Below are 13619 nucleotides of genomic sequence, written 5' to 3'. Positions count from 1 at the left end.
ATGAACGAATGGCCAAGCCGGTGCTCGAGAGGTTCTCGGTGGTCGACGCCACCGACCTCGACGAGTTTCGGGTGTCGGTCTCCCGCGCGCTCACCCCGCACCGGCTGGTCCCCACCGGCCACGCGGGGCACCTGGAGCGGGTCGCGGTGGCGGTCGCGCCGCTCGGCCCGCTCTCGCTGGTCTACGGCGAGCACCGCGGTGCCGAGCTCAGCGCGACGCTGACCGAGCAGGTCGACTACTACGATGTCAACCTGTCCTGGGGCGGGCGCAACCGGATCACCTGCGGCGACGACGAGGTGCTCGTCGACCCCCACACGGCGGGGATCATCTCGCCGCGGATGCAGGCCCGGATGGCGCTCAGCGACGACTATCGCCAGCTGCACGTGCGCTTCGAGCGGTTCGCGCTGGAGCGGCACCTGGAGCTGCTGCTCGGCCGGACCGTGGTGGCGCCGATCCGGTTCCGGATGGCGATGGACCTGCGCACCCGCGCCGCGGCCTCCTGGGCGCAGGCGGTGCGGCTGCTCGTCGACGACATCGACGGACCCGCCGACCAGGTCGGCCTCGCCGAGAGCCTCGACGGCACCGATCCGTGGTCGTCCTTCCTGATGACGGGCCTGCTGCTCGCGCAGCCGCACAACTACAGCGAGCAGCTCGCCGAGCGGCGCCGAGGCGCCCACCGGCCGACGCCGGTCAAGCGCGTGATCGACCTGATCGAGGGCCACCCCGAGGAGGAGCTCTCCGTCGAGCGACTCGCCGAGGAGGCCGGCGTCAGCGCCCGCTCGCTGCAGCGGCACTTCCGCGAGAGCGTCGGCGTCTCGCCCCGTCAGTACCTCCAGCAGGTGCGGCTCGCGCGGGTGCACGCCGACCTGCGCGCGGCCCGGCCGGGCAGCGGCGTGACGGTCGCGGACGTCGCGCTGCGCTGGGGATTCACCCACGTGCCGCGCTTCGCGGGCGCCTACCTCGAGCGGTACGGCGAGCAGCCCTCCGCGACCCTGCGCGCCGCCCCGGAGTGACCTCCCGCACACTGCAGTCGCTCACCGGATCACCCTGACGGGAAGCGGATCGTCGCCGAGGCGCGGCGAACCTAGCGTCCGTGCCATGAGCAATGAGTACGACGTCGCGATCGTCGGATACGGCCCCAGCGGCCTGGTTCTCGCCTCGGCCCTCGGCCGCGCCGGCCACAAGGTGGTCGTCTTCGAACGGTGGCCCGGCCTCTACGGCCTGCCCCGCCTCACCCACATCGACGGCGAGACCGCCCGGGTGATCGCGTCGGTCGGCGACCTCGACCACGCGCTGCGCGACGCGCTGCCGGTCGACCACTTCCGCTTCTTCAACGCCGCGGGCGAGCTGCTCGTCGAGCTCGACTGGCGCGGCACGTCGGCCGGCCACCCGGCACACATCTCGATGTACCAGCCCGACATCGAGGAGGCCGTCGACGCCGGCGCCCGCGGCAGCGGCAACGTCGAGGTCAACCAGGGCTGGTCCGTCGTCGGCCTGCGGCCCCACGAGGACGGCGTCGAGCTGACCGCCCGCCCGTGGAGCCAGTCCCGCACGGGCCAGTGGTCGCACGCCGACGAGGAGCGGACGATCACCGCGTCCTATGTCGTCGGCGCCGACGGGGCCAACAGCTTCGTCCGCGCCACGCTCGGCATCGAGCGCAGCGACAACGGCGTCGACGACCGGTGGCTCAACATCGACACCCAGCAGCTGCGGCCCCTGCCGGAGCGGTTCTCCCGGACCACGCAGTTCTGCGATCCCGCACGCGGCCACATGTTCATGCCGATCGGTCGCAGCCGGCAGCGCTTCGAGATGGCGGTGCTGCCCGGCGAGGACGCCGCGGCCTACGAGGATCCGGCGTTCGCGTGGGAGTGGCTCGAGAAGACCCACGGGCTGGGGCCGGAGGACCTCAAGATCCTGCGCCAGGTCGTCTACACCTTCCAGGGCCGGATCGCGGAGTCGTGGCGGCAGGGACGCGTCCTCCTTGCGGGCGACGCGGCGCACACCACGCCGCCGTACATGGGGCAGGGGGCGTGCTCGGGCATGCGCGACGGCATCACCCTGGGCTGGAAGCTCGACCTGGTGCTGCGCGGGCTCGCCGGTGACGAGCTGCTCGACACCTACGAGGCCGAGCGCCGGCCGCACGCGACCGCGATCACCGAGATCTCGACCGCGCTCGGCAAGGTCGCCAACACCCACGATCCGGCGGAGGCGGCCGCGCGCGACGAGGCCTTCCGGACCGGCAACGTCCCACCCCCGCCGCCGTTCCCGACGATCGTCGCGGGCGTCGTCCACCACGATGCCGACGGTGCGGTCAGCCCGCTCGCGGGCACACTGACGCCGCAGGGCGTCGTGCGCTCGGGCGACCTCGAGGGCCTCTTCGACGATGTCGTCGGCCGCGGCTTCAGCCTGGTCGCCACGTCCGGCCTGCGCGACGCGCTGGGCGCCGACGACCTCGCCTTCCTCGACAAGCTGGGTGGGGTGACGGCGTCCCTCGACGAGGTCGTCGACGTCGACGGGACCTATGCGGCCTACTTCGCCGAGCACGGCGTCGAGGCTCTCCTCGGCCGCCCCGACTACCACCTGTTCTGGGCGGGCTCGCTCGCCGACCTGCCGGCCGCGCTCGGCCAGCTCCGCGACCGGCTCGCATGGACCGTCGCGTGACGGCCCCGGCCGGCGTGCTCTGGCGGTCGATGTCGCCCGAGCGGATGCTCGACGGTGGCCTCGCCCCCGCCGACGTACGGCGACTCCGGGCCGCCACCGACGCCGGCGCCGCCTGGGACGACGCGCTCGTCGCGATCGCCGACGACCGCGCGGCCGAGGCCGAGAAGGCCCTCGCCGACGGGCACCTGGTGACCGCGCGCGAGGCCTTCCGGTGGTCGGCGGCGGCGCTGCTGTTCGCGCAGATGGCGTTCAACGACGACAGCGCGCACCGGGCCGGCCTCTACGCCCGCTTCACCGCGACGGTCGGCCGCGCGGGCGCGATCGCCGAGCCGTCGTGGTCGCAGGTGACCCTGCCGTACGGCGCCGGGCGGATGTTCGGCTGGCTGCTCCGACCGGCCGGCACGGCGCACGGGACGGTGATCGTCCTCGGCGGCCAGAGCGGCTGGGGTGCGACCTACCTCCGTGCCGCCGACGCCCTGCTCGCGCGCGGCCTGGCGGCCTTCCTGGTCGAGGGTCCGGGCCAGGGCGAGACGCGGATGCGCGGGGGAGTGCTGCTCGACGTCGACGTGCGCGCGGCCTACTCGGCCTTCGTCGACCACGTGCTCGCCGACCCCTCGCTCGGCGGCCGGGTGGGCACCTGGGGCAACAGCATGGGCGGCCTCTTCGCCGGTACGGCGGCCGCGAGCGACCCGCGGATCGCCGCGGTGTGCGTCAACGGAGCGCCTGCTCGGCCGCGGCTGCTGGGCTTCCGGACGTTCGACGAGCAGGCCGGGGCGATGCTCGGCACGAGCGACGCGGCCGCGGTGCAGGCCAACTTCGACCGGATCGCCCTGCGCCCCGAGGACCGGATCTCCGGCGCGGTGCTCGTCCTCCACGGTGGGGAGGACCCGATCGTCACCCTCGCCGAGCAGCAGCCCTTCCTGGAGGCTGCCGTAGGGGAGGCGAGCCTGCGAGAGTGGGCCGACGGCGACCACACGATCTACAACCACGCCGAGGAGCGCACCGCGTTCGTCGCGGACTGGTTCGCCGACCATCTGGGCGACCATCCCGCAGGAGGACAGTGAGCATGGACTTCAACGAGGAGACGGCGCTCGACGCCGTGCTCGCCAGCTTCGCCGACACCCCGGACCCGCGCCGGCGCGAGGTCTTCGAGGGCGTCGTGCGACACCTGCACGCACTGGTGCGCGATATCCGGCCGACGCTCGCGGAGTGGGAGCAGGCGATCGGCTTCCTCACCGAGGTGGGACAGAAGTGCGACGACACGCGGCAGGAGTTCGTGCTGCTGTCGGACGTCCTCGGCGTCTCGATGCTCGTCGAGTCGATCAACGACGACGAGCACGGCACCGAGGGGACGGTCCTCGGGCCCTTCCACATGACCGAGTCGCCGCGGCGTGAGCTCGGCGACTCGATCAGCGAGGTCGGGCTCGAGCGGCCGTGCGTCGTCACGGGCGTGGTCGTCGACCTCGACGGGCGGCCGATCCCCGGCGCCACCGTGGACATCTGGCAGTGCGACGAGGAGGGCTATTACGACGTCCAGCGGCCCGACGTACAGCCTCCGGGGAACGGGCGCGGCCTGTTCACCGCCGACGCGGACGGCGCCTTCTGGTTCCGGTCGGTCGTGCCGTCGCACTACCCGATCCCCACCGACGGGCCGGTCGGGCGGCTGCTCGAGGCGAGCCGCCGGCATCCCTACCGGCCCGCGCACGTCCACATGATCGCCGAGGCCGACGGCTTCACGACGGTCACCACGCACCTGTTCGTGGCCGACAGCCCCTATCTGGACAGCGATGCGGTGTTCGCGGTGAAGACCAGCCTGGTGCACGACTTCGCGGTCGTGGACGACCCCGCGCTCGCCGAGCAGTACGGCGTGAGCGCGCCCTTCCGGCAGGCCCGGGTGGAGATCCGACTGGTGCCGGAGGAGGCCGCATGAGCGGGTTCGTGCACGAGGCACTGCCGATGCGGGTGGTGTTCGGGACCGGCAGCCTGGGCCGCGTGGTCGAGGAGGTCGAGCACCTCGCGATGGCGCGGGTGCTCGTGCTTGTGACGCCCGAGCAACGCGGACTGGCCGAGCAGGTCGCCGGGCTGCTGGGCGACAGAGCGGCCGGGATCTTCGACCAGGCCCGGATGCACGTGCCGGTCGCGACGGTCGACAAGGCGGCCGAGGTCGTCGACGCGGTCGGCGCCGACGGATGCGTCGCGGTCGGCGGCGGCTCGACGATCGGGCTCGGGAAGGCGCTCGCGCTGCGGCACGGGCTGCCCGTGCTCGCCGTTCCGACGACCTACGCCGGCTCGGAGATGACGCCGATCTGGGGACTGACCGAGGACGGCCGCAAGCAGACCGGCCGCGACCGCCGGGTGCTGCCGCGGTCGGTCGTCTACGACCCCGAGCTCACGCTGACCCTGCCGCCGGTCGTGTCCGGGACGAGCGGGCTCAACGCGATCGCACACGCCGTGGAGGCGCTCTACGCGCCCGACGGGACGCCGATCATCGCCGCGATGGCCGAGCAGGGCGTGCGCGACCTGGCCGCGGCGCTGCCAGTCGTCGTCGCCGACCCGACCGACGCCGACGCCCGCGCGCGGGCGCTCCAGGGCGCCTGGCTGTGCGGGGCGTGCCTCGGCGCGACCACGATGGGCCTGCACCACAAGCTGTGCCACGTGCTCGGCGGGATGCTCGACCTGCCACACGCGGAGACGCACGCGATCGTGCTGCCGCACGTGGCGGCCTACAACCTGACGGCGGCGCCCGAGGCCGACGCGGTGCTGCGTCGCGCGCTCGACACGAGCGACGTGCCGGGCGCGCTGAGCGAGCTCGGCGCGCGGGTCGGGGCGCCCGACGCGCTGGTCGCGCTCGGCGTCGACCACGCCGATCTGGCCCGGGTGGCTGACGAGGTGCTCGCGGCGCCGTACAGCAATCCGCGTCCGCCGACCCGGGCCGAGCTCGGGGCCATCCTCGAGGCGGCCTGGCGCGGGCCCCGCTAGAAGGCGTGGGTCATCAGCTCGCCGAAGAGCTCCTGCGGATCGACCTCCAAGCCCCGACGGGCGAACCAGCCGCAGATGTTGGTGCAGTCGCGCAGCAGGAAGTCGAATGCCTGGGCGTTGCCGACCAGGTCGACGAGCTGGGGGAGGTCGATGACGACGAGCCGCTCGCCCGCCGCCAGGATGTTGTACGGCGACAGGTCGCCGTGCACGAGCCCGGACTGCACGAGCGTCGACATCGCCGCCCGCAGCTGGTCGAAGTACGACGCCAGGAGCGCCGGCTCCGGCCGGGTCTGGGCGAGCCGGGGCGCGGTCTCGCCGTCGTCACCGGTGATCCACTCCATGAGGATCTCGGTGCCGTCGACCTGCACCGGGTAGGGCACCGGCAGGCCGAGCTCCCAGCAGCGGTTGAGCGCCGTCCACTCGGAGACCGCCCACTCGCCGGCGGCGACCTCGCGGCCGAACGTGCTCTTGCGCTTGAGTGCGCGCTCGTCGCGGGAGCGGCGCATGCTGCGCCCCTCGGTGTAGCTGGCGGAGCGGTGGAAGCTGCGGTGCTCCGGCGACCGGTAGCGCTTGGCCGCCATCACCACCGACTGGGCGGGATCGTGCGGGTCGGTGCGGTCGAGCAGGAAGACGTCGGCCTCCTTGCCGGTCTTCAGGATGCCGAGCTCGGTGTCGATCGCGCCTTGCGAGGTGACGACCCAGTCGGGGCGCGGCTCGGGGCCACGGGACAGCGGCTCGACGTCGAGCCAGGTCGACCAGCGCTGTCCGTCGCCGAGGTCGTCATAGCTGACGTAGTCGAAGACGAAGCGGGAGTCGAGGCCGGTGAGGTCAGGGGAGAGGTTCTCCTGGAACAAGGTGGGTCCTTGGGGTCGAGAGGATGAGGGTGCGGACTGAGGGCAGGCCGACGACAGCGATCGACATGTCACGCTCCTCTCGACAGGTCCGCGGGACGCGCGGACGGACGCACCCAGGGTGGCGGCTGCGCGGTTCGGATGACAACCGATTTATCGGCCCGTAGGTTGGCTCGGGTGCGACGCCTCCCTCGGATCCTGCTCGTGGCCCTCCTCGCCCTCGGTCTCGCCGGCACCGCCGGCGCCCAGGCCGAATCGCCGACCGCCGGGCCGCCGGTCGCCGGCTCCGACCGCGGCCCCGACCCGTACTGGCCCCTCGACGGCAACGGCGGCACCGACGCCCGCCACTACGACATCCGGGTCCGCTACGACTTCGGCACGGGCCGGCTGACCGGGCGGACCGCGATCACCATGGTCGCCACCGACGACCTCCGCAGCCTCTCGCTCGACCTGCTGCTGCCCGTCACCGGTGTCACGGTCGACGGCCGGGCGGCGAGCTTCCGCAAGCCGAGCAAGCACGAGCTGCGCGTCGTCCCCGCGCACGCGATCGCCCAGGGGCAGCAGTTCAAGGTCGTCGTCCGGTACGGCGGCCGGCCGGCGGCCTACGGCTACGCGGGCGAGCGCAACTGGCTGGCCGACCGGGCCGAGGTGGTCGCGATGAACCAGCCGCACATGGCGCCCTGGTGGTTCCCGTCGAACGACCACCCGTCCGACAAGGCGACCTACGACGTGCGGGTCAACGTCCCGCGCGGCAAGCAGGTCGTCGGCAACGGCGTGCGCGTCGGCCGCAAGATCTCCGGCGCCCGCGCGACCACGCACTGGCGCGAGACCGCGCCGATGGCGACCTACCTCGCGTTCTTCGCGGCCGGCGACTTCGCGATCCAGAAGGGCCGCTCCGCGTCCGGCATCCCCTACTACAACGCGGTGTCCAAGCGCCTCCCGCGCGACCAGCAGCCGCGGATCACCCGGGTCCTGCGGCGCACCGCCGCGGTCACCGACTGGCTGCAGAGCCGGCTCGGGGCCTACCCGTTCGCGACCACCGGCGGGCTGGTGACCAGCCTCGAGGTCGGCTTCGCGCTGGAGAACCAGACCCGGCCGACGTACGGCAGCTGGATCTACCCGAGCGTCGTCGTCCACGAGCTCGCGCACCAGTGGTTCGGCGACAGCGTCGCGGTCCGGCGCTGGCGCGACATCTGGCTCAACGAGGGCTTCGCGTCGTTCATGGAGGTCCAGTACGCCGCCGCGCACGGCGGGCCGAGCGTCGAGCAGTACCTCGACAGCGGCTGGGACGCCGCGTGCGGCACGCCCACGTCGTCGTACTGGCGCCTGAACATCGCCGACCCGGGGCCCGCGCACGTCTTCGACGACCCGGTCTACGACCGTGGCGCGCTGACCCTCGCCGCGCTGCAGCACCGGATCGGCGCGGGCGCGATGACGACCCTGCTGCGGCGCTGGGTGAGCGACCACCGCGGCGGCAACGGCACGATCGAGCAGTTCGAGGCGCTCGCCTCGAGCGTCGCCGGGGTCGACCTGAGCGGCTTCTTCGACGCCTGGCTGCGCTCGGGCGCCGCGCCGGCCGCCACGGCGGACCATGGTCTGGACCACGCCTGCCCGTGAGCCTCGGTGGGGATGCGCAGGGCGCGCCTCCACGGTGACGGGTGGGACCTTTGGTACCAATGTGTCGACCCGTGCTCCCGAGCACGCCCGCACCAGGATGGAGAAGCCCCGCTCATGAACACCAAGAAGCTGTTCGGCCTCGTGGTGATCGTCTTCATCGGCTTCTGGATGTTCACCGACCCGTCCGGGCTGGCCACCACGTCGAAGTCGCTCGCGGGCCAGGGGTGGGATCTCGCCACCCAGGCGTTCCGCGGCGTGATCGACTTCGTCGGCGCCATGAAGTAGCGAGCGCGCGATGGCGTACGGCGCCGGCCTGGTGCGCTGGCTCGGAGACCCGAAGATCGGCAAGCATCTGCTGCGCGACGAGGGCGAGGTCGTCGTCGACGAGGTGACCCACCATTGGTTCGCCTACCTCCGCCCCGGCTTCGAGGCGGCGATCGCGATGGTGCTGCTCGTGTGGAGCTGGTTCGTCTCGGTGCAGGTGGCGTGGTTCCTCATCGTCGTCGCGTCGGCGCTGCTCGTCCACGCGGCCTGGGGTGCGCTCGCGGTGCTGCGCGACCACTTCGTGATCACCAACATGCGTGTCTTCCGCGTCCACGGCGTCCTCTCCCAGAGCCTCGCCACCATGCCGCTCAGCCGGATCCTCGACATCTCGGTCAAGAAGCCGCTGCACGGGCGGCTCCTCGGCTTCGGGCACTTCTGCTTCGAGTCGGCCGCGCAGGAGCAGGGGCTGCGTGACATCCGGTACGTCGGGCGGCCCGACGAGCGCGACCTCGCCATCCAGCGGGTGGTGCAGCGCGCCGGCCTGCGGGGGCCGCGCGTCCCGAACTGAGTCCGGGGTTCGTAGGATTGGCGCCATGACGCAGCAGCCGTTCTCCCGCCCCGGAGCGATCGACCTGTCCGCGCTGAAGCAGCAGCGGCCCGCCGCGCCCAGCGGTGGCGCCCCGGCCGGCGCGCCCGGCAGCAACGGCGGCTCGACGTCGGCGTACTCGGTGGCGGTCGACGAGGCCAACTTCCAGACCGTGCTCGAGGCCTCGATGACGGCGCCGGTCGTGCTCGTCTTCCACTCGCCGTCGCAGTCGCCGGAGAGCACGCAGCTGGCGAGCGACGTGGTCACCGTCGCCGACGAGTACGACGGCCGCTTCCTCGCCGCGACGATCGACGTCGACGCCGTCCCGCAGATCGCGCAGGCGATGCAGATCCCGCAGGTCCCGCTGATGCTCGTCATCCTCGACGGCCGCCCGGCCACGCAGCCGATCCCCGGTGCGGCGCCGATCGACGACATCCGGGCGCTGTTCAACCAGCTCGCCCAGCAGCTCACCGCGCAGGGCATCGCCGGGCGCCACCAGCCCAACGCCTTCGGCGCCCCGGCCGGCGAGGTCAGCGAGGACGGGGAGCCCGAGCTCGACCCGCGCTACGCCCCCGCCCAGGAGGCGCTCGCGGACGGCGACATCGACCGGGCGGTCGCGGAGTACCAGAAGCTCGCCGACGCCAATCCCGCCGACCACGAGGCCGTCGCCGGCCTGGCCATGGCCAAGGTCCTGCAGCGCACCCAGGGCGTCGACCTCAACGCGGCGCGCGCCGCCGCCGCGGCCAACCCCGACGACGTCGACGCGCAGACCATGGTCGCCGACCTCGACATGCTCGGCGGCCACGTCGAGGACGCCTTCGCGCGGCTCATCGAGCTGGTCCGTCGTACGGCGGGCAAGGACCGCGACCGGGTCCGCGAGCACCTGCTCGGGCTGTTCGGCGCGGTCGGCAACGACGACCCGCGGGTGCTCAAGGGGCGCCAGGCGCTGGCATCGGCCCTGTTCTGAGCTTGAGCCCGATGGGCTTCGCGCGCGGAGCCGGCTTCCTGCTCCGCGGGCTGCGCCTGTGGCGGGAGCGGCCGCGACTGATGCTGCTCGGCATCCTGCCGGCGGCCATCGTCGCGGTCGTCGTCCTGGCGCTGCTCGCGACGCTCGCGTTCACCGCCGACGACCTGATCGACTGGGCGACGCCGTTCGCCGACGACTGGGACGCGGCGGTGCGCGGGCTGGTCCGCGGCGCGCTCTACCTGCTGGTGCTGGTCGGCGCGGTGATGCTCGCGATCGTCACCTTCACCGGCCTCACGTTGGCCGTCGGCGACCCCTTCTACGAGAAGATCTGGAAGGAGGTCGAGCTCTCGATCGGCGGCGACGTCCCCGAGCACGGCGTCGGCTGGATCCGGGGTGCGCTCGACGGGCTGGTGCTCGTCGCGTTCGGCATCCTCACCGCGATCGGCGTCTTCGTCGTCGGTCTGCTGCCCGTCATCGGCTCGATCGTCGGCGCCGTCGCGGGCCTCGTCGTCGCCGGCCGGCTGCTCGCCGGAGAGCTCGTCTCCCGCCCGCTCGAGGCGCGTGGCATGGACCGCGCCGCCCGGGCCGCACTCATGCGCCGGCACCGTGGCGCGATGCTCGGCTTCGGGATCTGCGTCCAGGCGTGCTTCCTCGTGCCGTTCGGCGGGATCCTCGTGATGCCCGCCGCGGTGGCGGGGGCGACCTACCTCGCGCGGGAGGCGCTGGAGCTCAGCCCTCGGGGGTGAGCAGGCGCTGCACCGCGTCGCCGTACCGGGCGATGACGGTCTCGGGGTCCGCGTCGACGACGGCCGGAGTCCGCTGCAGGAACAGCAGGTTGAGCAGCCCGGCCACCTGGCCGAGCGCGAGGGACGCGCGCAGCTCGGCGTCCGGGCCGGTCAGCCGCGCGGCCAGGGGAGCGACGCACTCGTCGGCGCTGCGTCGTACCAGCTCCTCGCGGACGCCGTCGCGGTGCGCGGCCTGCGCGAGCGCGACGTACCGTCGACGCAGGGCCGGCTGGCCGGGACCGAACAGATAGCCGACCAGACGGCGCCCGGCGGACTCGACCGGGCCTTCGAGGACCGTGCTGATGCCGAGGGTGGTGTCCTCGGTGCTCAGATAGAGGCCCTCCTTGGAGCCAAAGTGCCGGATCACCAGCGCCGGGTCGATGCCCGCCTCGGCCGCGATCGCCCGGACCGACGCCCCGTCGAAGCCGCGTTCGGCGAACAGTCGGCGCGCGGCGTCCGCGATGGACTCGCGCGTCGCGCGGCCGGCCGGCGTCAGCGCCGCGACGGACGTCGTTGCGCCGGACGTCATTGTGTCGGCGGCAGCTGCCCCAGCGCGCCGGTGCGCAGCAGGCCGTGCGCCAGCTCGTGGCCGTCGAGGATCCGGCCGGTGCGCACGGTGGCCCGCCAGCCCTCGTCGGTACGGCGCAGCTGCCAGTGGTTGGCGGTCGCGCGGTTGACCCGGAAGCCGCCGTCCTCGTGCAGGACCATGAGCGAGTGGGTGACCGCGACCGCCGTGTCGCCGTCCACCTGCACCGCGACCGGGCCGTTGAAGTGGGCGCAGCCGCCGGCGATGAAGCCCTGGTGGGACTCCGACCGCACCATCGCGCGGATCTCGTCGCGGCCGGTCATCATGATGACGTCGTTGTCGTAGACGCCGTCCTCGGTCCAGATCGCCGCCACCTCGTCGGCGCAGCCGGAGTCGACCAGCGGTCCGTACGTCGTGAGCAGCTGCACGATCTCGCGCTCGTCCTCCAGGCGCTGGAGCCGGCGCTCGAGTGCGGCCAGGCGGTCGTCGGTCATGAGATCTCCTTCGCGAGAGCGGCCAGCGTCTCGAGCTGGTCGCAGTAGTGGTCGGCGGACGTGGCCTCGACGGCCGTGGTGACGAGGGTGGCACCGGCCTCCCGGACGCGGGCCAGGCGGGTCGTCGTACCGCCGGGGTCGCCGATCGGGTCGACCATCCGGCCGGGGGAGAGGATCACCTCGAAACCGGCAGGCAGCTCGCGGCTCGTCAGCATGGCGTGCAGCTCGTCGAGGCCGAGCCCGAACGGGACCCAGCCGTCGCCGAGCTCGACCGCGCGGCGCAGGCTGCGCGCCGTACGTCCGCCGATGAGGAGGGGGACCCGCTCCTGCACGGCGTGCGGCTCGACGACGAGGCCGTCGAAGTCGTAGTGGGTGCCGTGGTACGACGGCTCGCGCCGCCCCAGGCTGGCGCGGAGCGCGCGCAGCCCGTCGTCGGCCCGCTCGCCGCGGCGGGCGAAGGGGGCGCCGAGGAGCGCGAACTCCTCCTCCAGCGAGCCGACGCCGATGCCGAGCATCAGCCGGCCACCGCTGACCAGGTCGAGGGTGCCGTAGCGCTTCGCGATGGCGAGCGGATGGTGGTAGCCGATGACGAGGACCTGGGTCATCAGCCGCAGTCGCTCGGTCACCGCGGCGAGGTGGCCGAAGGTCGCCAGGGGGTCCCAGTAGGTGCCGCCGCGCTGGGTGGCCGCCTCGGTGGGGACGGCGACGTGCTCGCTGCAGGTCAGGTGGTGGAATCCGAGCCGGTCCGCGGCCTGAGCGACCTGCACCAGCTCGGCGATGCCCGCCTTCTCCTCCCACGGCGCGTGGGCGCCGGGGTTGGCGGTCACGATCGGGCTGACGATGCCGAGCTGCACGGTGCTTCCTTCCGGTGGGGACGGCGGGCAGTCAAGCACCCGCGGCGCCGGCGGTGGCGCGGCGTTCCCGGTGAGTGGCGGGCTCGCCCGGAGCGGGGTCTTGTGGTGCTCGTCTCGTCTTGCTACCTTCGGATCCGAAAACAAGAATTCATTTCAGTTTTGCCGAGGGGGAGCAGTCATGAGCGCTCAGATCGTCGAGCCGGTCGCCCAGGGTTCCGCCACCACCGGTGGCCGCGACCTGCCGCCGTCCATGGTGGAGCGGATGTCGCTGATCCTGGATGCCTTCGAGTCGCCCGCCGCGCGGCTGACCCTCGAGCAGGTCTCGCGGGCCACGCACCTCCCGCGGTCCACCGCCCACCGGATCCTCGACCAGCTGGTCCGGCTGGAGTGGCTCGCCCACACCTCGTTCGGCTTCTCGCTCGGGCCGCGCTCGCTCGGCCTGGGTGGGGGCGGCCGCGCCGACACCGAGCTGCGCGAGGCGGCGGCGCCGTACCTCCACGAGCTGCAGGTCCGTACCGGGCTGGTCGCCCACCTCGCCGTACTCGATGGTGCGCACGTGCGCTACCTCGACAAGATCGGCGGTCGCTTCGCCGCCCGGGTGCCCTCCCGCGTCGGCGGTCACGCCGCGGCCCACGCCACCGCCCTCGGCAAGGCGATCCTCGCCTGGCTGCCGGCCGAGCGCGTCGACGAGATCGTCGAAGCGCGGCCCGCGCGGCTGACGAAGTCGACGATCACCGACGTCACCCTGCTGCACCAGGAGCTGCACCGGATCCGCGGCCGCCACGGCGTCGCCTACGAGCGTGGCGAGGCGCACCCCGACATCGCCTGCGTCGCGGCCGCCATCCGCAGCCCCGAGGGCGCGGTCGGCGCGGTCTCCCTCGTCGGTGACCTGCGCGCGCCCGTCGAGCGGGTCGCGCCGCTCGTGCTGCGTGCCGCCCGGCAGACCGCGGCCGACCTCTTCCCGGAGCCCGAGACCGCGCCCGGGCCGTCCCGTCCGGCGCGCGCCGGCACGCCCGCCACGCCCGCCGCCACGCC

At 73.3% G+C, this 13619-nt stretch carries 15 protein-coding genes; 11 read left to right on the top strand and 4 right to left on the bottom strand.

The window, feature by feature from the left end:
- Positions 1-8 precede the first annotated feature (8 nt).
- The 5 genes from AB4880_RS18640 (at position 9) to AB4880_RS18620 (ending at position 5640) form a co-directional block, all read left to right on the top strand.
- Positions 9-1013 (top strand): helix-turn-helix transcriptional regulator, encoded by a 1005-nt coding sequence (locus AB4880_RS18640; protein ID WP_367920730.1) that lies wholly within the window; start codon positions 9-11, stop codon positions 1011-1013.
- A gap of 85 nt (positions 1014-1098) precedes the next feature.
- Positions 1099-2661, top strand: a complete 1563-nt coding sequence (mhpA, locus tag AB4880_RS18635) for a bifunctional 3-(3-hydroxy-phenyl)propionate/3-hydroxycinnamic acid hydroxylase MhpA (RefSeq protein WP_367920729.1) — start codon at positions 1099-1101, stop codon at positions 2659-2661.
- The gene (locus AB4880_RS18630; protein ID WP_367920728.1) at positions 2658-3725 is read left to right on the top strand and encodes an alpha/beta hydrolase family protein; all 1068 of its coding nucleotides are present in this window, start codon (positions 2658-2660) and stop codon (positions 3723-3725) included. The genes mhpA and AB4880_RS18630 overlap by 4 nt, the downstream gene beginning before the upstream one ends.
- Before the next feature lie 2 nt (positions 3726-3727).
- Positions 3728-4591 (top strand): dioxygenase family protein, encoded by an 864-nt coding sequence (locus tag AB4880_RS18625; protein ID WP_367920727.1) that lies wholly within the window; start codon positions 3728-3730, stop codon positions 4589-4591.
- Positions 4588-5640 (top strand): maleylacetate reductase, encoded by a 1053-nt coding sequence (locus AB4880_RS18620; RefSeq protein WP_367920726.1) that lies wholly within the window; start codon positions 4588-4590, stop codon positions 5638-5640. The genes AB4880_RS18625 and AB4880_RS18620 overlap by 4 nt, the downstream gene beginning before the upstream one ends.
- Here AB4880_RS18620 and AB4880_RS18615 read toward each other — a convergent pair.
- Positions 5637-6494 carry a serine protein kinase RIO gene (locus AB4880_RS18615; protein WP_367920725.1) on the bottom strand — a complete coding sequence of 286 codons (858 nt, stop codon included), beginning with the start codon at positions 6492-6494 and terminating at the stop codon, positions 5637-5639. The two genes, AB4880_RS18620 and AB4880_RS18615, sit on opposite strands and share 4 nt — an antisense overlap.
- 174 nt (positions 6495-6668) lie before the next feature.
- Here AB4880_RS18615 and AB4880_RS18610 point away from each other — a divergent pair, with 174 nt between their 5' ends.
- The 5 genes from AB4880_RS18610 (at position 6669) to AB4880_RS18590 (ending at position 10671) form a co-directional block, all read left to right on the top strand.
- Positions 6669-8108, top strand: coding sequence for a M1 family metallopeptidase (locus tag AB4880_RS18610; protein WP_367920724.1), 1440 nt, complete (start codon positions 6669-6671; stop codon positions 8106-8108).
- A 114-nt stretch (positions 8109-8222) separates the two neighbouring features.
- Positions 8223-8393, top strand: coding sequence for a hypothetical protein (locus AB4880_RS18605; RefSeq protein WP_367920723.1), 171 nt, complete (start codon positions 8223-8225; stop codon positions 8391-8393).
- Positions 8394-8403: 10 nt separating this feature from the next.
- Positions 8404-8940 carry a PH domain-containing protein gene (locus AB4880_RS18600; protein WP_367920722.1) on the top strand — a complete coding sequence of 179 codons (537 nt, stop codon included), beginning with the start codon at positions 8404-8406 and terminating at the stop codon, positions 8938-8940.
- Between the two features lie 25 nt (positions 8941-8965).
- Complete coding sequence (locus AB4880_RS18595; protein ID WP_367920721.1) at positions 8966-9925, top strand: co-chaperone YbbN; 960 nt, start codon at positions 8966-8968, stop codon at positions 9923-9925.
- An 11-nt stretch (positions 9926-9936) separates the two neighbouring features.
- A complete protein-coding gene (locus AB4880_RS18590) occupies positions 9937-10671 on the top strand; it encodes an EI24 domain-containing protein (protein WP_367920720.1) in 735 nt (244 codons plus the stop codon).
- Here the strand turns inward: AB4880_RS18590 and AB4880_RS18585 are convergent.
- The 3 genes from AB4880_RS18585 to AB4880_RS18575 are packed head-to-tail and all read right to left on the bottom strand — an operon-like array spanning position 10655 to position 12584.
- On the bottom strand, positions 10655-11239 hold the full coding sequence (locus AB4880_RS18585; protein ID WP_367920719.1) for a TetR/AcrR family transcriptional regulator: 585 nt from the start codon (positions 11237-11239) through the stop codon (positions 10655-10657). The genes AB4880_RS18590 and AB4880_RS18585 overlap by 17 nt on opposite strands.
- Positions 11236-11730 carry a nuclear transport factor 2 family protein gene (locus tag AB4880_RS18580; RefSeq protein WP_367920718.1) on the bottom strand — a complete coding sequence of 165 codons (495 nt, stop codon included), beginning with the start codon at positions 11728-11730 and terminating at the stop codon, positions 11236-11238. The genes AB4880_RS18585 and AB4880_RS18580 overlap by 4 nt, the downstream gene beginning before the upstream one ends.
- Positions 11727-12584 (bottom strand): LLM class F420-dependent oxidoreductase, encoded by an 858-nt coding sequence (locus AB4880_RS18575; RefSeq protein WP_367920717.1) that lies wholly within the window; start codon positions 12582-12584, stop codon positions 11727-11729. The genes AB4880_RS18580 and AB4880_RS18575 overlap by 4 nt, the downstream gene beginning before the upstream one ends.
- Positions 12585-12762: 178 nt before the next feature.
- On the opposite strand from AB4880_RS18575, the gene AB4880_RS18570 reads away from it, so the two are divergent.
- The coding region (locus AB4880_RS18570) for an IclR family transcriptional regulator (protein ID WP_367920716.1) at positions 12763-13619 on the top strand (857 nt) is incomplete at its 3' end.

Source organism: Nocardioides ginsengisoli, assembly GCF_039537225.1.
Lineage (GTDB): Bacteria > Actinomycetota > Actinomycetes > Propionibacteriales > Nocardioidaceae > Nocardioides > Nocardioides ginsengisoli.
The sequence above is the reverse complement of the archived record's forward strand: the minus strand, read 5'-3'. Positions and strand labels throughout refer to the sequence as shown.